The following is a 22,129-nucleotide window of genomic DNA, read 5'->3' as shown; positions in this document are numbered from 1 at the left end:
TCGAACGGGACTCGTCGTTTACCGGCGGAACCAGCGCTTCAACTGCTGCCAAATGCTCTGCGGCGTCGGTTCCGTCGGCCATCTGGTGTCCCAAGATGGCGCCGACCACCCTGACTGCAGGTATGGCGGGGGGTTCGGTGGTGGCGGTGGTGAGATCGGCTCAGGCGGTAGCCGGTAGACCCGATGCTGCGGCGGAACTGGTCCTGGCACCAATGGAGGGCGAGCCGTTGAAGATTGGGTTGGCGGAGGCGGCTCGAGTTGCCGGTTGGAGAGCTCGCCAACCGGCGACCGAGTTGCCGATCCTGTTGGGCCTTTCTCCCCACGCGGAGAGACCTGTGCGGCGAACCCAGGGGAGGAATACAGCTTGCCGAGACGCTGCTGCAGGTCGGCCGCGCCGCTAGCGGATACGGCAGGCCTGTCGTGCAGCGGCACGGCAGAAGCCGAGGCTGGTGCCGACCGCGTCTGCGGCGGTTCGGAAACATCTCTCCACGAGCGTTGTGCGTTGGGAGGCTCGCACACCTGCTCGGGTTCATCGGGTAGGTCGCAGTCGGCGGCCTCTTCGAACTCCTTGACCTGTTGCGCATCCAGCATGCGAAGTGCCCGCAGCCGGCTCAGTTCGATCTGAGGGGTCCAATATGGACGCTTGCCTCGATACGCGGTGACCAAACCAGTGATCGACACCCACCGCCCCCTCAGGCCCGTCAGATCAGCGTCGTACTCCTGGCAGAGTTCCACGCAGGTGCGGTCGAAGGCGATGATCGCGAAGTCTCCTCGTCGCCAGTCACCGAGGTTTATGAAGGCCATCTTGCCGTACGCGGTCTGCCATACGCGCGTATCGGTAACTTGCCCGAATGTGGTGACTTCGTCGCCCTGGCATGCGAGCAGCGTCTCGCGCTCGGCAGCCGGAACCGGCCGCGGAAGGTTGTAGTGGCTGCGCGGCGTTCGGCCATTTCCGCGTGCGTTTCCCGCTCCTCCCAAGGTTTCCGGCACTGCGGAGAAATCCACCGTGCAGGCTTCCCTGAGCCGCTGCAACCGGTCCGCGAGTGGGCCGATCTCGGCGAGGCCGGCGAAGACCTCGGACTCCTCTGGCCTGACGAAATCAGCTGCGCTGAAGAGCAGATTCTCACCAGTGTGGAACTTGTCCCAAAGGCCCGGCTCGTACTGGAGGGCCTCAAGCGACAGGTCGATCACGAAAGTCGCGAACAGATCGATGGACTCGTCGTAGTGGTCCGCCCGTTCTGGGTGTTGGTAGTTGCGATGGCCCCGCTCGGATGCGCCGAGTTCGCGAAGCGCTGGCAAGAACATCCCGTCGTAATCGACGAACCGCACTTGGTGGTCAGATCCCACCAGGATGTTGCCGTGCTGGAGGTCGCCGTGTGCCACGCCCGCTCTGCGCAGCGCGGTGACCGCTTCGCGGATGCGTCGCCGGGCGATGCCGAGCGCATCGGGTTCGTCGAAATAGTCATCGATCCAGTCGCTCAGCGGTTCGCCGTCCACCCAGCGCATTCGAACGATCGGGAGGTCCCGGTCGCGCACCTGGATTCCGGCGGGGATGTAGTCGACGTCGACCAGGAAGTCGAGCTGTTCGTTTCCCCCGATGAAGTCGGCTATCTCCGCGTACCGTCGCTTAAGGTGGTTGCCTTCTTTGTGGAAGCAGCGCACCGCGAAGCACTCCGAGCCGACCTCGACCTTGAATGTTAGCGCGAACCCGCCGGACGCCACCTTCGGTAGGCCGAGAGCGTTACGAACCGGCTTGCCGCGTCGAAGGACGTCGTCCTTGAACGCTCGTTGCGGGATCTGGACGGCAGCCCGGTAGTCAACCGGCGTCGGCAATTTCAAGTCTGCACCACGCACACAGTCGTATCGTCGTTGTCCATGCCGCTTTCCCGGGAGCGGGTCACGAAATCGGCGAAGGCATCTGGGCTTCCGAGGTGATCGGAAACCGGGAGGAGACATCCGGTCGTCTCGTACGCCTGGAGGAGGTGCTTCGCCAACGCGTCGGTAGCGAGTACGAAAAGATCGCCGGCTTCGTAACTGCCGCCTCCGTCCCAGATGGCGTCGGCGGTCGCCGACGCACCGGGACGAGTGCTGACGAGGGTGGGGAAACGCGAGAACAGGTCCGCTCTGTCGAGCGGTCCCGCCAGCAGCATCTCCGGCCCACGTAGGTGGAAGAAGCAGGAGTCCCCGACCGCACGCACCTGGTAGTCAGAACCGCGGGTGGTGAGCCCGACGAAGGCAGCCGCCCCACCCTGCGGCAGCTTTTCCAGCGCCCACCACGGCAGGCCGGGCCGGGCAACCTGCTGCCACCATGACCGGCGCAGCCGGTCCAGAATGTCTGGCGCCAGCGGATCAACGCCTTCGTGGGTGAAGGCGTTGACGAGGATTTCGCTCCACACTTCGGGGCGTGCCGAGGTCGACGCGCCGTCGGCCACCGCGAAACGGCCACTTCCCATATCGCACGACACGCTGTCTTCGTTCTCCGCTGCGATCCGGCCACGCTTTGGCACGGTCTGCGCCGAAGCGTGGAGCCGCAGGCCCATGCCTGCCCGCAACCTACGACTCGCGACCGTCGGTGAGCTCCTTGAGCCCGGTCGGGGTTACGGCCCGGGTTCCGATGTCGAGGAACTCGACCACCATGTGGGCTTCGGCGTTGTAGACGAAGCCCCGTGCACCGGCTTTGACCTCGTAGCCGGCGACAGCCGTGGCCTCCAGCATCGTTGGCGGCAGCTCGCTGGAGATGTTGAACAGCGTTTTCGCATAGACGTCGGGGAGTCCGGCCGTGTCGTTCGGCAGGACCACGGATGGATTCGGCATGCCGGACAGGTGCAGGTTGAACAGCAACACGTTGCCGTCCTCGGTGCCGGTTTCGCGGATCTGCTGGGCCACCTCGGTCGGATCGCCATCGGAACTCACGCCGTCGGTGATGTTTATGACGATGGGAGGGAAGCTGCGGGGGTTCCGGCGGCACCAGGAGTCGGTGATCTCGGCGGCCGTTCTGAACGCCGCGACCATGGGCGTCTGTCCGTTGTACAGCGGGTCGACTCAGACCGGGTTGACCGTCGTGGTCTCAAGGAAGCCACCCACGCCGTCGGGAATCTTCTGCATGAGCTGGTCGGTCCGCTTGGGGTTTCGTGCCACCTCGCCGATGGGAAGAAGCGGGTTTCCGTGGTCACTGCCGTGCAGTACGGGCCTGACGTCCGAACCGTATCCGATAACGCCGACCTCGAAGTAGTCGAAGATCCGGTCGTCGCCCTTGCTGCACAGCAGAACAGCGTTGCCCAGGATATTGTTCACCGAGAGAGCCAGCTGATCGGCTTTGGACTTCCCGGTGCCTGCCCACGGCTCGGACATCGAATACGACTGGTCGATGAGCAGCAGCAGGCAGGCCCGCTGGTTTCGGTTGATTTCGGCTGAGTACAACCCGGATCCTCCGGTTTGGGAATGGTTTCTGAGCGGAAGGCAAAGCGTCTCTGCTGACGTCCCGTCAGGCCGTCGGGGTCTTGTGATGCTCCAGGAGGCTCGTCTGGTCGCAGTAGAGCTGCCAGGCCGGGACACGAACACACCGGCGAGCACCGTCTTCTCCCGAGAGCAGCCCGAGCCGCTCGAACTGCAGCCGCAAGTGCCGTGCGGGAGGAACCTGGTTGGAGCCGGGGCCTCGGTCGATCAGCACAGCGGTCAGCGCGGAGTCATCGCGAAATAGTGCGTCCGCCAGGTACCCGTCCACGGTGGTGCTGAGTCTAATGTCTGAATCTGTGCTGGTGCCGAGGCCGAGCCGTTTGTGCAGTCGCAGGAGAAGCGGGTCCACGGCCATCTCGGTGCTGTCGTCGCCATCGCATTCAGTTCGGTGTGCAACGAGCGAGTGAGACGTTCCCCCAGGATTGTGTTTCCGTCGGCAACTACTTCCAGCGTGAAAGCCGAGGCAGACGGCGTCATTAACCCTCCAGCGAAGATTCTTGATCCATTATCGAGACCTTATGTCCGGGGGCACGCTACACCGGTCGCCGCCTGCCGAGGTCCGGTTTGTGTCAACCAAGATCAGACGCTGCGATTTGATCACCGAGTTGGAGCAGTGTTGTCAACGAAATCGTTGCGACCCCGTTTTGGTGATTGACAAAGTGGGGTGAGCCTGACCGTTCTGCGACTTACGTGGACGGGATACGCTGTTTTCCCAAGCTCGGGATCTGCCCACCCAGGGCTAAGGCAAGATCGCGCTGAGTGATCAACTCAGCTCGTAGGGTTGCCGGCCGGGTTGGCGTGCTGGGCCGGGAAATGGAGGATGGCCTCCTTCTGGGATCATGGAGATTGCGAAATAACCAAACTCCAGAAGAAGGCCATCCGTTGTCATTTTCTCATGGCTCGTCATGGGCGTCGTTTCCGGGTAGCGCCGGCGGTGACGATGCCGATCTGGCGGAACTGATGAAGTTGCTCGGCAAGGTGCCGGATCGCCGTAAGCGGAAGGGCCGCGTGTATAGTTTGGCGCTCCTTCTCGCGGCGTCGTTGATCGCTGTGCTGGCGGGCGCGTCGAATTTCCGGCAGATCGCCGACCAGGTCGCCGATCTGCCGGCGTCGTTACTGCGGAAAATAGGTGGACGATGGTGCTGGTTCCGCGGCTTTTTCCGTGTCCCGGATACGTCCACGATCCGGCGCGCGCTGGAAGATGTCGATGTAGCGAAGCTGGAAGGACTGATCGGGCCGTGGCTGCTGCGTCATGCCCGGCCTATCCCCAATGCCGCGTAGCTTATTTTGATCACGGTGTTGAGCTGGGTTTCTGGGGATATCGCGGTGTGGCGGCGTGATCGTGGGTGGTGGTAGTGGTCTGATCATGATCCGTGACCTCAGATGTGACGGTGGCGCCGGATCAGGTGTCGTTGGGTGTGCTGGTTTCGGCGGTGCCGCGGGATGTGATTGACCTGGCGGTGGCTGCGCGTGGTGTCGGTGCGAAGCGTTCCGGTGGGACGTTGCCGCCGCATGTGGTGGCGTATCTGACGATGGGATTGTGCTTGTTTCCCGACGATGACTATGAGGAGGTCGCCGTGAAGGTGACCGGGTCGTTGTCGCGGTTCGGCTGCTGGGACGCGTCGTGGCAGGCGCCGACATCCAGTGGGATCACCCAGGCGCGTAAGCGGTTGGGTTCGGCGGTGCTGGCCGATGTTTTCGAGGGCGTGGCGCAGCTGGTGGCCACAGTGGACACTCGGGGAGCGTGGCTGCGGCACTGGCGGTTGCTGGCGATCGATGGGTTCGATGTGGATCTGCCGGACAGCAGGGACAACGCGGAGGCCTTCGGCTACGCCGGGTCCGGCGAGAACCGGTCGGCGTTCCCGAAAGCGCGGGTGGTGGCCCTGGCCGAGTGTGGTACGCACGCGTTTGTGGCCGCGGAAGTCGGGGCGTGGTCGCAAGGGGAAGCGACGCTGGCCGCCCGGCTCTACCCGCGGCTGCACCCGGACGAGTTGCTCACCGCGGACCGCAATTTCTACTCCTTCGACGCCTGGACCGCCGCGGTGCGCACCGGAGCGGCGCTGTTGTGGCGGGCTCCGACACAACTGCGCCTGCCTGTCCTGGCGGTCCTGTCCGACGGGACCTACGCCTCGGTCCTGATCAACCCGGCAATCCGGGGCGCCCACCGGGAGCGCATCATCGCCGCTGCCCGCGCCGGGATCGAGGTGGACCCCGACGAGGCCCACCTGGTCAGGGTGGTCGAATATGACGTGCCCGACCGGGACGGTAACGGCACCGGGGAGTTGATCGTGCTGCTGTCCACGATCCTCGATCCCGCCCATGCACGGGCTGATGAACTGGCCGCCGCTTACCACGACCGCTGGGAAGAGGAAACCGCCAACGACCAGCTCAAGACCCACCTCCGCGGACCCGGACGCATCCTGCGCTCGCGACTGCCGGACCTGGTCCGCCAGGAAATCTGGGCCTGGCTGACCGTGCACTACGCCCTGTCCGTGCTCATCGCCCGCGCCGCCGAGGCCGCCGACATCGACCCAGACCGAATCAGTTTCACCCGCACACTGCACCTCATCCGCCGTACCGCCACCGGTACGGCGGCTTTTCCCCCCTGAGGACTGGAACACCGCCCTACCCGAGATCCTGGCCGAAATCGCCCGCAAGCCCAACCCCGTCCGACGGCACCGCACCTGCCCCCGCGCGGTCAAACGCGCCCGCCACAACAACTACCGCATCAAAAAACCCGACGAGCCCGCCAGCACCCGCCACCCCGCACCGGCCACCATCCACCTCTACAAACTCCAACCCCGCGCAGCATGATCAACTTAAGCTACGTGGCATTGGGCCTATCCCGGGCGGCACGTTGCGGCTGGCTATCGACGGCAAAGTGCTGCGCGGTTCGTGGATCGGGGATCACGAGTCGTTCACGCTGTTCTCCGCGATGATCCACTGCGATGGTGTCACCGTCGCCCAAGTGGCCGTTCCTCCGGGAACCAACGAGATCACCCAGGTCACGGCCCTGCTCGACGGTGTCTCCCGCGGTGTGGACGGCCGTGTGGTGGTCACCATGGACGCCGCGCACACCCAGCGAGAGACCGCCGAATACATTGCCGGCGAACGCGGATTCGACTACGTCATGACAGTAAAGGGAAATCAAGCGGTGCTTAAGGAAAAGGTATTCGACCGCGTTCTTCCGCTCTTGCGGAAAACACCGCATCATGTCGTCGTCGATGACACCCACGGCCGGATACGCCGCTGGACTACCTGGATTACCGACGCCGGCGGAATCGATTTCCCACACGCGCGTTCCGTAGCCTGCGTCAAACGAGAAGAAACAACTTTTTCCGGAGAACTCGTCAGCAAAGAGCGCGCCTGGATCATCACCAGCCAGAACACCACCACAGTCACCGCCGAAGACCTACACGACCAAGTCCGCGACCACTGGGGAATAGAAAACAAAAGCCATCACGTCCGTGACACGACATACCACGAAGACGCACAACAAATCTATACCGGGACCGGTGCCCATATACTGGCAACATTACGGAATACCGCAATATCGATGCTTCGCATAACTGGACACAACGACATCCGCCGGACAACCGAATGGATCAGCAGGGACCGCACACGAACACTCCCCCTCCTGTCACTCCAAGTTGCAGGGCGCAACACACAGTGATCTTGCCTTTGCCCTGTCTGCCCACCCGAGGTTGACCGGTGCGCGATGCTGGTCGTTGCTGGGGAACATCGGTGTTGGAGGTGGGAAGTGCCTGCTGGGCTCGAAGAAGTCGGTCGCGGGGATCACCCGGTCATCGCTTTGCACGGTTGGTTCGGCTCTGGGGCTGCTTGGCGGCCGTTGCAGCCGTACCTGGACGGCGCTCGTTTCCGGTACGTCTTCCCGGACTACCGCGGATACGGTTCGAGGATCGCCGAACCCGGTTCGCACACCCTGGAAGAGGCCGCCGGGGACGTGCTCGCGCTCGCCGACGAATTCGGCTTCGACCGATTCTCGCTGGTCGGCCACTCGATGGGCGGTGCGGTGATGCAGCGCGTCCTGGCGGATGCACCTGAACGGGTTCGGGCCCTGGTGGGGGTTTCGCCGGTGCCGGCCAGCGGCGGGGAGTTGGACGAAGACGGCTGGGCGCTGTTCTCCGGTGCGGTCACCGAAGCCGGGAATCGCCGGGCCATCGTCGACTTCACGACCGGCAACCGGCTGACCGGGGTGTGGCTGGACGCGGTGGTGCGCCGCTCGCTGGACACCTCCGATCCGCAGGCCTTCGGCGACTACCTGGTGGCGTGGGGCAAGTCCGACTTCCACGGCGAGATCCAGGGCAGCGAACTGCCGGTCAAGGTCATCGTCGGCGAGCACGATCCGGCGCTCGGCGAGTCGAGGATGCGCGCGACATTCGAGCAGTGGTACCCGAACTGCGAGATCGATGTGTTGGGAAACGCGGGCCACTACGCGATCGACGAAACCCCGATCGCCCTCGCCACCAGCATCGAGACCTTCCTGGCGGGGGTCGGATAGTCGCGGTGCGCCAACGCATCCGGGTCGATATCCTCCCGCGGACACGCCAATCCACTGTGGATGGAGAGATCCGAATGATCAAGTCGCCTGTTCGCCTGACCGCCGCTGTGCTGGCTGCTGGGCTCATCGGAGTGGGTGGCCCCGTGGCCTACGGCGCCCTCGCCGAGGAGACGCCGGCCGAGCGGCGGTCGGCGCGGCGTACCTGGAGACCAGCCTGCTCTTCGGCACCGCCATGCCCGGTGGTGGGGACCCGGTGTCCGACGAGCAGTTCCACGCGTTCGTCGACGAGGTCGTCACGCCGCAGTTCCCGGCCGGGCTGACGGTGCAGGACGGGTACGGGCAGTACCGGGACTCGCACGGCGTGATCGAGCGGGAACGCTCCTTCGAACTGACCCTGCTCTACCCGGCCGGTGAGCACGACGTCAACGACCCGAAGATCGAGCAGATCCGCAAGGAGTACAAGAAGCGCTTCGCCCAGGAATCGGTGGCCCGCATCGACGACCGCACCGCCGTCGACTTCTGAGGCCCGGCCGCTGTTACAGCCGGTCCGCGTCACCGGATTACCCAGGTGATGTCCATATCGGACGCTTTAGCGCCCGTGGTAGGCGCTAACCCTGGCGATCCAGCGGATGCGTTCCTCCGGCATGATCCCGTCCAGCACCGGACGCAGGTCGTGTAGCACGACGTCCGGTTCGCCGATGGAACTCGCCGAGATCCGGCGGACCAGATCGCTGATCAGGTTCGCGAGAGGACTGCCCGGTCGGGGGAGTCGTGCGGCGAATGCTCGATCAGCACGCCCAGATCCGAGGCGAGGACTTCCCAGTCGTGCGGCGAGGTTGCGGCTCCCTGCGCGATCACGGCCCCGGACCGCAGGGAGGCGTTTTCCGGCGCGCGGCCGGCAGGTCCTTCAGCAGGGTGAGGAAGAGGAGTTCGCGGTGGCCGACATCGCGGATCCCGGTGACTGCGTCGGGCCGCTCCAGGGCTTCGGTACAACGGTGTCGAGGAGGCGGCGATGAGGCGCTGCCGGGTGCCGATACAGTCGGGCATATGTCTGGTTCGCCGGTTCCGATTCCCGCTGTCCTCCTCGCCAACCGGGCCGACCGCGAGTGGCAAGCGGTCCTGGGCGGGGAGTCGGGCGCCAGCACCTTCCGGTCTTCGGACGGTTCGTGCTTCGCCAAGTGCGTCGCGATCGATCAGGTGGCGAAGCTGCAGCAGGAGCGCGACCGGGCCGAATGGCTGTGCGCCAACGGCATCCCCGGCCCCACCGTCCTCGACTGGCACGCCGATGACGCGGGCGCATGCCTCGTGACCAGGGCGTTGGCGGGCGTGTCCGCGGATGCGGTTCCGGCCGCGACTCTCGCCCGGGCATGGGAATCGATCTCGGAGGCCGTGCGGCGGCTGCACGACCTGCCCGCCGAAACCTGCCCGTTCTCGCGGGATCTGGCGCAGATGTTCGCGACCGCGCAGGACGTCGTCGCGCGCGGCGCGGTCAGTCCCGACTTCCTGCCGGCGGAGCAGCAGGGGACGGAGCCCGTGCTGCTGCTCTCGCGCTTGGCCCCGCAGCTGGAGCAGCGCCTCGAGCAGGAGGCTGTGGAATCCGTCGTTTGCCACGGAGACCTTTGCCTGCCCAACATCATCCTCGACCCGGACACGCTGGACGTCGCGGGCTTCATCGACCTCGGCCGGCTCGGCACGGCCGACCCGTACGCCGACATCTCGCTGCTGCTCGCCAACGCCCGGGAAACCTGGCCGGGCGAAGCCGAAGCCCGTGTCGCGGACGAGGCCTTCGCCCGGCGGTACGGGATCGAGCTCGACGAGGACCGGAGACGGTTCTACCTGCACCTCGACCCGCTGACCTGGGGTGACGCCTCAGACCGGCAGTAGGCGGGCGACGAGTTCGCTGAGGCGGCGGGCGTTGCGGCACTGGTGCATCTCGGCGACTCGGCGTAGTCGTGGGCCGCCGAGTCGCCGCTCGACCACCGGTCGGTCTGCTCGGGGTTGAGCCAGAACACCCGGCGGGCCCGGTCGACGCCCTCGTAGCACTGCAGCCGACCAGGCGAGCGTCGTCGGCGGTGACCCGAACGTCTTGCAACGGTTGCCCGGGCAGCGCGGACGGAGTGTGCTGGAGGAGAGGCCACGGAGCCTTCTTGAGGGGCGGCCACGGAGCCTTCTGGAGGAGACATGCGTGCAGCTGTGTACCGAGGCCGCGAGGACGTCGTAGTGCAGGACGTGGCGGAGCCCTCGTGCTCGTACGGGCAGGTCAAGGTGAAAGTCGAGCACAACGGGATCTGCGGAAGCGACCTGCACGAGTACTACGCGGGGCCGATCTTCGTGCCGACCGAACCGCATCCGCTGACCGGGCAGCAGCTGCCTCTGACGTTGGGGCACGAGTTCGCCGGGATGGTCGTGGAGGTGGGGGAGGGCGTCCAGGACATCTCCGTCGGTGACCACGTGGCGATCGAGCCGGTGTACCGCTGCGGCGAGTGCCCGCCGTGCCGCAGCGGGCACTACAACATCTGCCAGCAGATCGGCTTCCACGGGCTGATGGCCTCCGGTGGCATGGCCGAGTACACCGTGGTGCCCGCGTCGATGGCGCACCGGCTCCCGGAGTCGATCAGCCCGGAGCTCGGCGCGCTGGTCGAGCCGATGTCGGTGGCCTACCACGCGGTGCGCCTCAGCGAGGCGCGCGACGGGGACACCGCCGTGGTCTTCGGCGCGGGGCCGATCGGCATCGGTGCCTGGTTCGCCCTGCGCGGGCTGGGCGTCGAGGACATCACCATCGTCGAACCATCGTCGGTGCGCCGCGACGCCATCTCCACGTTGGGCGCCACCGACGTCATCGATCCGACCGCGACCGACCCGGTGCGGCACGTCCTGCAGCGCACCGGAGGGCGGGGTGTCGACGCTGCGTTCGACGCTGCGGGCGTGGAAAGCAGTGTCGCTGCTGGTCTTTCCTGCCTGGGTGCCCGCAAGCGGCTGATCGCGGTGGCGATCTACGAGCATCCGCTGACCACGAACCTGCTTGAACTCGTCATGCGCGAGGCCATGGTGCAGGGCTCGCTGTGCTACACCTCCGACGACTACCGTGCGGTGATCGACCTGATGGCCCGCGGCCACTACGACACCACCGGATGGGTCACCCACGTCCCGATCGACCAGGTCGTCGAGGAGGGCTTCGCGGCGCTGCGCGCCGGCCGGAAGATGAAGGTCCTGGTCGATCCGTGAGCCCCCGCCCGATGGGTCGTTCTGAGCCACCAGGCGACGGGGGCGTCCGAGACGGGCGCAGCATCAGCCCCCGGCGAGGGCTGCTACCAGTGCAGTGATGACGCCCTGCCAGTGGCGGCGCTGCTGCTCGCGTTCGGCGGCATCGGCCAGGCGTTCCTGGTGGATCCGCAGCATCGCCCGCTCGGCACCGACCACCCGGCGGCCAAGCGCACCGTGAACTGCTCCACGCGCTCACACGGGAGCCACCGGCCGTCGCGCGGTGACGGCTTGCGGTCAGTCGAGTTGTTCGGCCCCCGGCTCGGTGAGCTCGGCGGCCACCACGTCTCCTGGCTCGCCGGGCACGGCCGGGCGTACGAGACCTTGGTGCACGAGCCAGTGGGCGGTCTGCTGGTCGCAGAACGCCACGCCGTCGATGTACAGGTCCGGCTCGCAGCTGTAGGTGATTTGAACGCGGCCTGCGGCGACCGCCCGCAGGGTGGCGCGTTCCCGGTTGTTGAGCTCTACACGCACGTCGGGCATGTCCCCCAAACCCCCTCCCGACGTCATCGGCGTTCGCCGAGTGTTCCAGCGGAGCGGCCGGTCGGACAGGGCGGAAAGACCTATCTCGTGATGGTCACGACCACCGGGCGGTGGTCCGACGCTTGCGTGTCGGGTACTTCGGCGCGGGTTGCGCGCAACTGCCCGGCGAAGGTCACGTAGTCGATCCGGTTCTGCGGCGCCGACGCGGGGTAGGTCAGGCCGCCGTCCGGTCCGTTCGCGGCGGCCCAGCCGTCCCGCATGCGGGCCAGCAGCGGTGCCAGCTCCGGGGCGCCGGGGCCGGCGTTGAAGTCGCCGAGCAGGAGCTGCCGGGAGCCGGGCGGGTCCTGGTCCAGGATGCGGATCGTCTCGTCGGCCTGGGTCCGCCGGACAGCCGGGTCGGGCCGGTAGTCGAGGTGGGTCGCGTAGACGTGCGTCGGGCCCCCTGGGGTGGCGAGGACTGCCTCGGCGAAGCCCGGCATCGGCTTCGGCACCGGAGCGGGGTCCACCGTGGAAAGCCGGGTGATCCAGTGGTTCTCGGTGCGGATGATGGGGAACCGGCTGAGCACCGCGACGCCGTACCGGCGGCGCTCGGTGTGCCCGGGCTCCGGGTCCAGGTCGTAGATCGGCGCGAAGAACGCGTGCATCCCGGTCAGCCGGGCCAGCTGCTCGGCCTGGTCGGCGTAGCCGCTGCGCGCCGACCAGTGCACGTCGACCTCCTGCAGGCCAACCACGTCCGCCCCGCTGCGGGTGATCACGTCCGCGGTGCGCGCCAGGTCGAGCTGTCCGTCGGTCCCGATCCCGGTGTGAATGTTGAAGTCGAGGACGTCGAGATCGTGGCCGGGGGCCGCCTGCGCCGCCTGCGGCAGCAGCGCGATCACGGCGGTGGCGAGGGCGATCACGACATTGGTCCGGCGAGAAGCGGTCACAACTCCGGCAGCATACGAGCCCCCGATGACGGTGTCGTGGACTTCGACTTGCCGATACCTAGCGAGTGCGTGACATCGTGGTCGGAGTCGTGACGGGGTTTTGCCGTCCGCTGCCGAGGAAGCGTGTGTCAGTGTCCGGGGCTGTGTTAGTGCTCGCCGGGGCTGAAGCCCCGGGGTGGGAAGTTAACGAACCGCTGACCGCTCCAGAGGAACTGTACTTTCTGGAGGATAACTCGGTACAGCCGGCCGAGGTGGCGCCGATTTCGCGAGAGATCGGCGCCACTTCCGGGGCGACAACACCCCTCGCCCCCAGCGATCACCACGACGAGTTCGCCCAGCCGGTGGCCAATTCCGCGCGGTTGCGCGATCAGTTGCCGGACGAGTTGTGGCGACCATCAGCGCCACGCCTCGCAAATTTCGGGCTTATTTCACTCCTGGACGCCAATCCAGTTGATGTACCACTTCCAGTTGTTGATTACGTCGGAGACGCTGAGCTTCTGACCGTCCGACCGCAGGATGTAGACCTTGAAACTGGTTGCGGTCGGCTCGTAGACGGAAGCGGCGCCGCCGCCGGCGATCCACATGTTCCCGCCGGGGCCGCTCAACGAGATCGTGTAAGTGGGCGTTTGCGTGAATTTCGCGCTGGTGGTGTCGACGAGCAGCGTGACACCGTTTCCGTGTTCTTGCCAACCGGATCCTGGCTGCGTCGACCCTGCTCCGATGCGAATGCTGGGCATGGCTGCACTCCCTTTCCCTGTTGTAGGGCAACATTTCCGCCAAATATGCCGCAAAGACGTTCGTTCCGGAGGTTCCCGGAACGGTAAAATGTTGACACGAATCGACGACGGCCAATATCTGCCAGCAGAATGATTGTGTTCCACCGCAGAGTAGCATCGAAACGTAATCAATCAGATCGGCCCGCGCACACGCGCGTATCGAATTTCGGACACCAACACAACCGCCGCCCGCCTGTCCTCGATAAACCGAGAGGTCGACCTTCAGGAAAAGTGCCAAGACGTTCAGAATCAGCACGAGACAAACCAGCAGTAGATTACCGAGAATGAGCGAACCCCGCGCCGAAGTTCGGTTCATGCAATCTTTCCGGCCAACCGCCAGGACATGAGAAGAACCCGGCGACGGGGTGAAATCGGCTCATCGAGCGCTGAACCCGAAAAACGGCGCGGAAGACGTGTCGACAATCGAGGCACCAGCGCACCGGCACCGTCGCGACCAGGCGGCAACGGAGCGTGGTCGGCAGTTGTGGCCTGGCCACTGCCGACCTGATCAACGGCCACCGGGCGGAAGCGATGTGGCTGCTGAACCAGCGCCGAACTACGGCGGTGAGCCGCGGCTCAGTCGGTAATGAGGCGTTTGGCGTCCGCCAGTTCCGGCGGCGGGCGCGTTAGTCAAGGTCAGAGCCGTGACGAAGGCGGGAGAGCAACGCGTGACACATGCCGAGCATCAGGCACCGACAGCAGACGGTGAAGCCGGGTCGGGGGTTTCGTCGCGGCCGGCGCGAAACGCGTGGCGGGCACCGGACCGGGTTAGCTGCTTGATATCCGGGCCCGGATGGTCGACTACATCGGGGCGGAGAGCTCGACGGCGGCGCTGGCGAAGGCCATCAATATGGGACGTGCCACGATGTTTGCCCCGAGTGCAGGAAGCCGGGAACCGGTTTTCCACGGGCGCGATCGCCGCGCCGTTGCTGTCGCGTGCAGAACGCCGGCGTTTGTCCGAGGCGACCCTGTTCTACGCCGATACAGACATGACGTCCTTGGCGCTGGCCGCTGCCCCAGATCCCGCCATCCGAACCGGTCTCGGCGCACCGGCTGCCCGCCGAGTCCGGGTTTATCGTGAGTGAGGGGCACCCGTGACCCAGTTAGTTGCAGTTAGTTGGTCACGGTGCCCCTCAGATTATGGGGGTCCAGGCAGACCAGGACGCCGCGACGATCGGAGTGGTGACCGTCAGATCCGCGCGCGCGACCCCGGCAAGCTGCGGACGGTGCCCCAGGCGGTAAGGCAGAGGACCACCAGCGTGGGCCACAGCAGGATCCAGGCTGCGTCCGCCATCCAGGCGATGCCGGATGCCGCGGCGGTGCTGAAGCAGGCCGCGCAGGTCATACCTAGGGGGAAAACCGTTGCCCAGCGACGGAAGTCGTAGCGCAGGCGCGGCGCGAGCAACTCGAACACCACCAGCACCAGGTACCAGCCCACGGTGATCGCCCAGAGCACGAGGTCGATGGTGCGCACCGCCGCAGCCGCCGTCGGCATCTCCAGCGCTTGCAGCGCAGAGTGCAGCTTGCCGGTCGCAACGGTGCTGATCGCGAGCGCCCCTTCGGCGATCCAGTGATCCCCGGCTCCGCGGCTGAGCTGCCGGAAGTCGAACCGGACGAGTACCGCGGCGTACAGCACCAGGCCGAGCGCAGTCGCACCGGCACAAACCCACAGCAGCAACGGAGATCGCGCGTCGGTGGCGAGCTGACCCGCCAGGACCGCCAAGGACTGCGTCGCGACGCAGACCAGGAAGTGCACCCCGACGGTCGGGGTCCGCCAGCCGCGCAGCACCAGCGGCATCAACCCGAGCCACAGCAGCGTCGCCACAGCGAGGAGCACCCAAGCGGCAGACGAGAAGTGCAGGTCGAGGCCGAGAACCCCGGTGGCGGCTACGCAGGTCAACGCGCCGGGGCGGCCGGCCTCCCACAACCAGCGCTTGGTGTCGAAGGAAATCCGCGCCAGAAACGCCACCGCCAACATGCCCCACAAAACGGCGGCAACCACCAGCAACACCAAGGAGAGCACGGGAAAACCCGCCAATCCGCTGGCGACCGACACCACTCCGATGCTCATCACCACCGCTCCGGATTCGGGCGGTATGCGCTTCCAGTTCATCCGGTCAGAGCCGCTGCCAGCCTCGCGGCGATTGCCGGGTTCCCACTCGGTCACCGGATCGGCTGCGGTAGACGACGTACGGGCGGAACAGGTAGTGCAGCGGAGCGCTGAAGGCATGCACGAGGCGGCTGAACGGCCACAGCGCGAACAGGGCCACGCCGAGCAGCGCGTGCATCCGGTAGTCCAGCGGGGCGTGCGCCATCAACTCCGGGTGCGGCTGCAGCAAGAAGATGCCGCGGAACCACGGTCCGATCGTATCGCGGTAGTCGTAGGGTCCGCGGACGCCGTTGTCGACGATGGTGGTCCACAGGCCGAGGCAGATCGTGGCCGTCAGTGCGGTGTAGGTGAACAGGTCGCTGCGGCTGGTTGCGCCGCGCACCGCGTGCGTGCGCAGGCGCCGCCACAGCAGGACCAGCAGCCCGGCCAGTGCGGCACAACCCGCGAACGTGCCCATGCCCAGCGACACCTCGTGGTAGTTCGACTCCGTCACGCCGAACATCTCGGTGAGCCACTTCGGCACCACCAGCCCGAGCACGTGGCCGCCGACGACGAACAGCAGTCCATAGTGGAACAGCGGGCTGCCGATCCGCAGCAGGCGGGACTCGTGCAGCTGGCTGGACCGGGTGGTCCAGCCGAACTTGTCATACCGGTACCGCCAAACCGTGCCGCCGATGAACACGGCGAGCACGACGTACGGCAGCACGGCCCACAGCACGACGTCGAACGGGGTGGTCATCGGCGGCCCTCCTGGAGGGTGAGCGGATAGGGCTGCAGGCCGACCTGCTCGGTCGGCGCTTGCGAGGGAGCAGCGGTGCTTTCGCGCTGGCGCGGCACGGCATCGAGCACGGCTTGCACGGCAGGGGCGTATGGGGTCTCGATCTCGGCGAGCTTGCGGTGCAACACCTCGATCGCGGGCCGGAAGCGGCCGAGCAGGCGCTCGCCCTCGTGTGGCCGCGGACCGGCGGAGAACTCCAGCAGGGCGGGCAGGTAATCCGGCAGTTCCCCGCCGATGATCTGGTAGCCGTGCGTGCGGTACACGCCCGCCAGCTCGGCCAGCGCGCCGCCGCGCAAGCGGGTGTCACCGTGCACGTACCAGGTCAGGTACAGGCCGCGGCGAGGGCTGGTGTCGAACACCTCGATGTAGTGCTGCTCTGCTTGCTGCGCAGGCGTCTTCGCGAGGTGCTCCAGGGTGTGGTGCAGGTGCTTCGCCGGGTCGGTTCCGGCGATTTCGGCGAGGACTTCCCGCAGCAGATCCATCCGCCGGGCCAACACCGCGTCGGGGTAGTGCAGGCACCACGCGGCGATCTGGCGCACCAGCGCGCGCGAGCGGGAATCCATGCGGCGACGCTTCATGACCGCTCCCCGCGAAGCGTCGGGAACATGCCGGCCGGGCGCCCGCTGCCGTCCCACACGACCAGGTCGGTGCTGCCGGACCGCAGTCCGCCCATGCCGGGCCCGCCGTCGGTGTCCAGGCTGCACGCGGTCGCGATCGATTCCAGCTCGTGCGCGTCGCCGATGCCGGCGGTCGGGATGACGTAGCGCTCGTCGTACTTCGCGATGGCCAGCAGCCGGTACATCGACTGGAGTTCCGCAGCGTCCAACCCGATCGCGTGGAGCGGTTCCTCGTCGGGCGGTTCGTCCAGGTTCAGCGACCGCATGTACGAGCGCATCACCGCGAGCTTGCGCAGCGAATCCCGCACCGGGCCGACATCGCCCGCGGTGAACAGCTCGGCCAGGTACTCCACGGGGATGCGCAGAGCGTCGATGGCGCCGAAGAGGTTCCTGGCTTCCTCGCCGTCGAAACCGGTCTCCGCGACGGCGTCCACCACCGGCGACAGGGGCGGGATGTACCAGACCATCGGCATCGTCCGGTACTCCGGGTGCAGCGGTAGCGCGACGCGGTAGCGGCAGATCAGGTCGTGGACCGGGGAGCGCCGGGCCGCCTCGACCCAGTCGTGCGGGATGCCCGCCCGCTCGGCGGCAGCGGCGACGGCGGGATCGTTCGGATCGAGGAACAGGTCCCGCTGCGCCGGGTAGAGCTCGTGCTCGTCGGTCGTGGCGGCCGCGTCGCCGACCCGGTCGGCGTCGTAGAGCAGCACCCCGATGTAGCGCAGGCGGCCGACGCAGGTCTCCGAGCAGATCGTCGGCTGCCCGACCTCCACCCTCGGGTAGCAGAAGGTGTACTTCTCGGCCTTGCCGGTCTTGTGGTTGAAGTAGACCTTCTTGTACGGGCAACCGGAAACGCACATCCGCCAGCCCCGGCAGCGGTCCTGGTCGACGAGCACGATGCCGTCCTCGGCCCGCTTGTACATCGCCCCGGACGGGCAGGACGCGACGCAGGACGGGTTGAGGCAGTGCTCGCAGATCCGCGGCAGGTAGAACAGGAACGACTGCTCGAACTCGAAGCGGATCCGGGTGCCCAGCTCGGTGCGCAGCTTCGCGACCACCGGGTCCGACTCGCCGTGTTCGGGGGTGCCGCCAAGCGAGTCCTCCCAGTTCGGTCCCCAGCGGACGTTCGTCGGGCGCCCGGTGATCGCCGAGTTCGGGCGGGCCACCGGGGTGTCGTCGCCCAGCGGCGCCTCCAGCAGGTTCCGGTAGTCGTAGGTCCAGGGCTGGTAGTAGTCGTCGAGCTCCGGCAGGTCCGGGTTGGCGAACAGCGTCGCGAGCTTGCGCAGCCGCCCGCCGCCGCGCAGCCTCAGCCGGCCTCGGCGGTCCAGCCGCCAGCCGCCGCGCCACTGCTGCTGGTCCTCGTAGCGCCGCGGATAGCCCTGCCCGGGGCGGGCTTCGACGTTGTTGAACCACACGTACTCGACGCCGCCCCGGTTGGTCCAGGTCTGCTTGCAGGTGACCGAGCAGGTGTGGCAGCCGATGCACTTGTCCAGGTTCATCACCATGGCCAGTTGTGCCATGACACGCATCAGTATTCGACCTCCTGGTTGCGGCGGCGGATGACGGTGACCTCGTCGCGCTGGTTGCCGGTCGGGCCGTGGTAGTTCAGCGCGAACGACTGCTGCGCGTAGCCGCCGATGAGGTGCGTCGGCTTGACCTGCACGCGGGTCAACGAGTTGTGGATTCCCCCGCGCCTGCCGGTGGTTTCGCTCTTCGGCACGTTCACCGTCCGGTCCTGCGCGTGGTACATGAACACGGTTCCGGTGGGCATCCGGTGCGACACGACCGCGCGGGCAACCACGACGCCGTTGCGGTTGACGGCCTCGACCCAGTCGTTGTCGGAGACACCGATGGCCGCCGCGTCCGCCGGGCTCATCCAGAACGTCGGGCCACCCCGGGAGAGCGTCAGCATGATCGGGTTGTCCTGGTATTCGCTGTGGATCGACCACTTCGAGTGCGGCGTCAGGTACCGCACCACGACTTCAGCGGTGCCGTCGGGGCCGAGCTGGCGTTCCCCGCACAGCCGGTGCAGGTCCAGCGGCGGCCGGTACAGCGGCAGCTGCTCGCCAAGTTCGGCCATCCAGTCGTGGTCGAGGAAGAAGTGCTGGCGGCCGGTGAGGGTGTGCCAAGGCTTGAGCTGCTCGACGTTGATCGTGAACGGCGCGTACCGCCGCCCGCCGGGACTCGTCGCCGGACCACTCCGGGCTGGTGACCACCGGAACCGGCCGGGACCTGGTGTCGGCGAAGGTCACCCGGTGTCCGGTCTGGTGACTGGAGATGTGGGTGAGGTCGCGGCCGACCCGGTCGGCCAGCACCCGGAACCCCTCGTTGGCCAGCCGGCCGTTGGTGGTGCCGGACAGCGCGAGGAACGCATCGGCGGTCCGGCGATCGGTGTCCAGCAGCGGGCGCCCGGCGGCCGGTCCGCCCGCCGCGACCCCGTTCGACTCGGCCAGCCACGCCAGTTCCGGGCCGACCTCGACGGTGTATCCCTTCGTCGTGGTGCCGAGCTTGTCCAACAGCGGCCCGACCGCGCCCAGCTTGGCGGCGACCGCCGTGTAGTCGCGTTCGACGCAGGTGAGCGTCGGCATCGTCCGGCCGGGGACGGGGTCGACGTCGCCGCGGCGCCAGTCGCGCAGGACCCCGCCGGGTTGCGCGGCTTCGCCGGGGGTGTCGTGGCCGAGCGCCGTCGCCACCACGTCCCGCCGGACGCCGAGGTGGTGCGTGGCGAGTTCGCTGAACCTGGCGGCGATGGCGTGGAAGGCATCGAAGTCGGTCCGGCACTGCCAGGGCGGGTTGACGGCCGCGTTGAACGAGTGCACGTATGGGTGCATGTCCGTGCTGGACAGGTCGTGCTTCTCGTACCAGGTCGCGGCGGGCAGCACGACGTCGGAGAACAGCGTCGTGCTGGTCATCCGGAAGTCCAGCGACAGCAGCAGTCGAGCTTGCCCTCGGCCGCATCCGACCGGTGCACCTCGACCGGCGGCTGCTCGGGCTCGGTCGATCGCGGTGACGCGTCGGTGCCCAGCAGGTGCTTGAGGAAGAACTCGTTGCCCTTGGCCGAAGAGCCCAGCAGGTTGGAGCGCCACACGGTCAGCACCCGCGGCCAGTTCGACGGCGCATCCGGGTCCTCGCCCGCGAAACCCAGGCGGCCGGCCTGCAGTTCCCGCACGACATGCTCGCCGGGTTCGAGTCCGGCCGCAGCGGCCTCGTCGGCGAGGTCCAGCGGGTTGCGGTCGAAGGTGGGGCAGGACGGCATCCAGCCCGCGCGCGCCGAGCGGGCGAGGCAGTCGGCGGCCGTGGCTCCGGCGAGCGTCCCGGCCGCGCCGGGCCAGGCGAGCGCGTCCGCGGTGAGCCCGTCGTAGCGCCACTGCCCTGTGTGCAGGTAGAACCAGGCGGTGCCGATCATCTGGCGCGGCGGGCGGTGCCAGTCCGCCGCCGACGCCAGCGTGGCCCAGCCGGTCAGCGGCCGGACCTTCTCCTGACCGACGTAGTGTGCCCACCCGCCGCCGTTGCGGCCCTGGCAGCCGGTGAGCAGCAGCAGGGTCAGGAACGTCCGGTACACCTCGTCGGAGTGGAACCAGTGGTTGGTGCCCGCACCCATGAGGATCATGCACCGCCCCTCGGAGCGGATCGCGGTGTCGGCGAACTCCCGGGCGATCCGCGCGGCCCGTCCTGCGGGCACCGATGTGATCTGCTCCTGCCAGGCCGGGGTGCCCGGCGAGTCCGGGTCGTCGTAGCCGGACGGCCATTCGCCCGGCAGGCCGTCGCGGGCGACCCCGTACTGCGCGAGCAGCAGGTCGAACACGGTCGCCACCAGCGGGCCGTCGGGGCGCAGCCGGATCGCCGGGACGCCGCGGGTGATCGCCGCGCCGCTGCCGTCCGGCGCGTCGAAGCGGGGCAGCATGACCTCGACCGGCTCACTGTCGTGGCCGCGCAGGCTCAGGCGCGGGGTGACGTCGTCGAGGTCGAGGTTCCACCGCCCGGTTTCGCCGTCGTTCCAACGGAATCCCAGAGAACCGTTGGGCACCACCGGCTCGCCCGTCGCGTCGTCGAGGAGCACCGTCTTCCACTCCTCGTCCCGGCCGTCGCGGCCGATTTCGGCGGCGGTGACGAACTTCCCCGGCACGAGTCGGCCGCCGCGTTCGACGAGGCTGACGAGGAATGGCAGGTCGGTGAAGCGCCGCACGTAGTCGGTGAAGAACGGCGTCGGACGGTCGACGAAGAACTCCTTGAGCACCACGTGGCCCATCGCCACGGCCAGCGCTGCGTCGGTGCCCGGGTGCGGCGCGAGCCACTCGTCGGCGAACTTGGTGTTGTCGGCGTAGTCGGGCGAGACGACGACGACCTTCTGGCCTCGGTAGCGCGCCTCGGTCATCCAGTGCGCGTCGGGCGTGCGGGTGACCGGCACGTTGGAGCCCCACATCATGAGGTACGCGGCATCCCACCAGTCCGCCGACTCCGGCACGTCGGTCTGGTCGCCGAACACTTGCGGCGAGGCCACCGGGAGGTCGGCGTACCAGTCGTAGAACGACAGCATCGGCGCGCCGATCAGCGCCATGAACCGCGACCCCACGGCGTGCGAGACCATCGACATGGCCGGGATCGGGGAGAACCCCGCGATGCGGTCCGGGCCGTGCGCGGCGATGGTGTGCACGTGCGCGGCGGCGATCATCTCGACCGCCTCGTCCCAGGAGATGCGGACCAGCCCGCCCTTGCCGCGGGCCTGCTGGTAGCGCCGCCTGCGCTCAGGATCGTCCACGATGGACCGCCACGCGGCGACGGGATCGCCCGTCTCCCGCCGGGCCTCGCGGTACATCTCCACCAGCACGCCGCGGGCGTGCGGGTAGCGGATGCGGGTGGGCGAGTAGGAGTACCAGGAGAACGAGGCCCCGCGAGGGCAGCCGCGCGGTTCGTACTCGGGCCGGTCCGGGCCGACCGACGGGTAGTCGGTGTCCTGCGTCTCCCAGGTGATGATGCCGTCCTTGACGTAGACGTTCCACCGGCAGGACCCGGTGCAGTTCACGCCGTGGGTGGAGGGCACCACCTTGTCGTGGCTCCACCGGTCGCGGTAGAACACGTCGCCCTCGCGGCCGCCACTGCGGTACACCGCGCGAAGGTCGGCAGAGGTGTCCTTTTTGGACACCAGTCGGCCGATCCTCAGCAGCGCGTCACCGGCCGTGCCCCCGGGTCGACCCCCGGTTCG

At 67.4% G+C, this 22,129-nt stretch carries 20 protein-coding genes and 1 pseudogene; 7 read left to right on the top strand and 14 right to left on the bottom strand.

The annotated features are described in order from the left end of the window. Positions 1-18: 18 nt before the first annotated feature. From DL519_RS09965 to DL519_RS09950, 5 genes are all read right to left on the bottom strand, one after another. Positions 19-1,839, bottom strand: a complete 1,821-nt coding sequence (locus DL519_RS09965; protein ID WP_190814173.1) for a serine/threonine protein kinase — start codon at positions 1,837-1,839, stop codon at positions 19-21. Next, the gene (locus DL519_RS09960; protein WP_190814171.1) at positions 1,836-2,540 is read right to left on the bottom strand and encodes a hypothetical protein; all 705 of its coding nucleotides are present in this window, start codon (positions 2,538-2,540) and stop codon (positions 1,836-1,838) included. Before DL519_RS09960 ends, DL519_RS09965 begins: the two co-directional genes overlap by 4 nt. A gap of 13 nt (positions 2,541-2,553) precedes the next feature. Further along, a complete protein-coding gene (locus DL519_RS46005; protein WP_223838672.1) occupies positions 2,554-3,012 on the bottom strand; it encodes a VWA domain-containing protein in 459 nt (152 codons plus the stop codon). 30 nt (positions 3,013-3,042) lie between these two features. Then, on the bottom strand, positions 3,043-3,420 hold the full coding sequence (locus DL519_RS46000) for a hypothetical protein (protein ID WP_223838671.1): 378 nt from the start codon (positions 3,418-3,420) through the stop codon (positions 3,043-3,045). 64 nt (positions 3,421-3,484) lie between these two features. Next, positions 3,485-3,805, bottom strand: a complete 321-nt coding sequence (locus tag DL519_RS09950; protein WP_190814169.1) for a hypothetical protein — start codon at positions 3,803-3,805, stop codon at positions 3,485-3,487. A 449-nt stretch (positions 3,806-4,254) separates the two neighbouring features. Between DL519_RS09950 and DL519_RS09945 the strand changes: the two genes are divergently transcribed. From DL519_RS09945 to DL519_RS48520, 5 genes are all read left to right on the top strand, one after another. Next, positions 4,255-4,737, top strand: a complete 483-nt coding sequence (locus DL519_RS09945) for a transposase family protein (RefSeq protein ID WP_190814167.1) — start codon at positions 4,255-4,257, stop codon at positions 4,735-4,737. Between the two features lie 92 nt (positions 4,738-4,829). After that, positions 4,830-6,065, top strand: coding sequence for an IS4 family transposase (locus DL519_RS09940; protein WP_190814165.1), 1,236 nt, complete (start codon positions 4,830-4,832; stop codon positions 6,063-6,065). A 248-nt stretch (positions 6,066-6,313) separates the two neighbouring features. Continuing rightward, the gene (locus DL519_RS09935) at positions 6,314-7,129 is read left to right on the top strand and encodes an ISAs1 family transposase (RefSeq protein WP_190814163.1); all 816 of its coding nucleotides are present in this window, start codon (positions 6,314-6,316) and stop codon (positions 7,127-7,129) included. An 87-nt stretch (positions 7,130-7,216) separates the two neighbouring features. Further along, the gene (locus tag DL519_RS09930) at positions 7,217-7,978 is read left to right on the top strand and encodes an alpha/beta fold hydrolase (RefSeq protein WP_190814161.1); all 762 of its coding nucleotides are present in this window, start codon (positions 7,217-7,219) and stop codon (positions 7,976-7,978) included. A 253-nt stretch (positions 7,979-8,231) separates the two neighbouring features. Next, complete coding sequence (locus DL519_RS48520; protein WP_263399608.1) at positions 8,232-8,501, top strand: DUF3574 domain-containing protein; 270 nt, start codon at positions 8,232-8,234, stop codon at positions 8,499-8,501. Positions 8,502-8,713: 212 nt separating this feature from the next. Here the strand turns inward: DL519_RS48520 and DL519_RS48515 are convergent, their stop codons facing one another. Further along, entirely contained in the window at positions 8,714-8,836 is a 123-nt protein-coding gene (locus tag DL519_RS48515; RefSeq protein ID WP_263399607.1) for a hypothetical protein, read from the bottom strand. A gap of 189 nt (positions 8,837-9,025) precedes the next feature. On the opposite strand from DL519_RS48515, the gene DL519_RS09920 reads away from it, so the two are divergent. Continuing rightward, positions 9,026-9,862, top strand: coding sequence for an APH(3'') family aminoglycoside O-phosphotransferase (locus tag DL519_RS09920; protein WP_190814159.1), 837 nt, complete (start codon positions 9,026-9,028; stop codon positions 9,860-9,862). Positions 9,863-10,159: 297 nt separating this feature from the next. After that, positions 10,160-11,203, top strand: a complete 1,044-nt coding sequence (locus DL519_RS09915) for a 2,3-butanediol dehydrogenase (protein ID WP_190814157.1) — start codon at positions 10,160-10,162, stop codon at positions 11,201-11,203. A gap of 273 nt (positions 11,204-11,476) precedes the next feature. Here DL519_RS09915 and DL519_RS09910 read toward each other — a convergent pair whose 3' ends face one another. The 8 genes and pseudogenes from DL519_RS09910 to DL519_RS09875 all read right to left on the bottom strand — a co-directional run bounded on the left by DL519_RS09910 (position 11,477) and on the right by DL519_RS09875 (position 22,090). Further along, a complete protein-coding gene (locus DL519_RS09910) occupies positions 11,477-11,722 on the bottom strand; it encodes a hypothetical protein (protein WP_190814155.1) in 246 nt (81 codons plus the stop codon). An 80-nt stretch (positions 11,723-11,802) separates the two neighbouring features. Next, the gene (locus DL519_RS09905) at positions 11,803-12,621 is read right to left on the bottom strand and encodes an endonuclease/exonuclease/phosphatase family protein (RefSeq protein WP_223838669.1); all 819 of its coding nucleotides are present in this window, start codon (positions 12,619-12,621) and stop codon (positions 11,803-11,805) included. Between the two features lie 455 nt (positions 12,622-13,076). Continuing rightward, positions 13,077-13,385 carry a hypothetical protein gene (locus tag DL519_RS09900; RefSeq protein ID WP_190814153.1) on the bottom strand — a complete coding sequence of 103 codons (309 nt, stop codon included), beginning with the start codon at positions 13,383-13,385 and terminating at the stop codon, positions 13,077-13,079. Positions 13,386-14,613: 1,228 nt separating this feature from the next. Continuing rightward, positions 14,614-15,537 (bottom strand): tellurite resistance/C4-dicarboxylate transporter family protein, encoded by a 924-nt coding sequence (locus DL519_RS09895; RefSeq protein WP_190814151.1) that lies wholly within the window; start codon positions 15,535-15,537, stop codon positions 14,614-14,616. Between the two features lie 4 nt (positions 15,538-15,541). Then, positions 15,542-16,273 carry a respiratory nitrate reductase subunit gamma gene (gene narI / locus DL519_RS09890; RefSeq protein ID WP_190814149.1) on the bottom strand — a complete coding sequence of 244 codons (732 nt, stop codon included), beginning with the start codon at positions 16,271-16,273 and terminating at the stop codon, positions 15,542-15,544. After that, a complete protein-coding gene (gene narJ / locus DL519_RS09885) occupies positions 16,270-16,890 on the bottom strand; it encodes a nitrate reductase molybdenum cofactor assembly chaperone (RefSeq protein ID WP_190814147.1) in 621 nt (206 codons plus the stop codon). The genes narI and narJ overlap by 4 nt, the downstream gene beginning before the upstream one ends. After that, on the bottom strand, positions 16,887-18,455 hold the full coding sequence (gene narH, locus DL519_RS09880; RefSeq protein WP_190814145.1) for a nitrate reductase subunit beta: 1,569 nt from the start codon (positions 18,453-18,455) through the stop codon (positions 16,887-16,889). The genes narJ and narH overlap by 4 nt, the downstream gene beginning before the upstream one ends. After that, a pseudogene (locus DL519_RS09875) lies at positions 18,455-22,090 on the bottom strand (nitrate reductase subunit alpha). The gene narH and the pseudogene DL519_RS09875 overlap by 1 nt, the downstream one beginning before the upstream one ends. Positions 22,091-22,129: the final 39 nt, after the last annotated feature.

It is taken from the genome of Saccharopolyspora pogona, assembly GCF_014697215.1.
Lineage (GTDB): Bacteria > Actinomycetota > Actinomycetes > Mycobacteriales > Pseudonocardiaceae > Saccharopolyspora > Saccharopolyspora hattusasensis.
The sequence above is the reverse complement of the archived record's forward strand: the minus strand, read 5'-3'. Positions and strand labels throughout refer to the sequence as shown.

Coding starts and splice junctions, on each gene's coding strand:
- DL519_RS09895 (WP_190814151.1), bottom strand. CDS start 15,537: ATGAACTGGAAGCGCATACCGCCCGAATCCGGAGCGGTGGTGATGAGC.
- DL519_RS09915 (WP_190814157.1), top strand. CDS start 10,160: ATGCGTGCAGCTGTGTACCGAGGCCGCGAGGACGTCGTAGTGCAGGAC.
- DL519_RS09910 (WP_190814155.1), bottom strand. CDS start 11,722: ATGCCCGACGTGCGTGTAGAGCTCAACAACCGGGAACGCGCCACCCTG.
- narI (WP_190814149.1), bottom strand. CDS start 16,273: ATGACCACCCCGTTCGACGTCGTGCTGTGGGCCGTGCTGCCGTACGTC.
- narH (WP_190814145.1), bottom strand. CDS start 18,455: ATGCGTGTCATGGCACAACTGGCCATGGTGATGAACCTGGACAAGTGC.
- DL519_RS46005 (WP_223838672.1), bottom strand. CDS start 3,012: ATGGTCGCGGCGTTCAGAACGGCCGCCGAGATCACCGACTCCTGGTGC.
- DL519_RS09920 (WP_190814159.1), top strand. CDS start 9,026: ATGTCTGGTTCGCCGGTTCCGATTCCCGCTGTCCTCCTCGCCAACCGG.
- DL519_RS09900 (WP_190814153.1), bottom strand. CDS start 13,385: ATGCCCAGCATTCGCATCGGAGCAGGGTCGACGCAGCCAGGATCCGGT.
- DL519_RS09960 (WP_190814171.1), bottom strand. CDS start 2,540: ATGGGCCTGCGGCTCCACGCTTCGGCGCAGACCGTGCCAAAGCGTGGC.
- narJ (WP_190814147.1), bottom strand. CDS start 16,890: ATGAAGCGTCGCCGCATGGATTCCCGCTCGCGCGCGCTGGTGCGCCAG.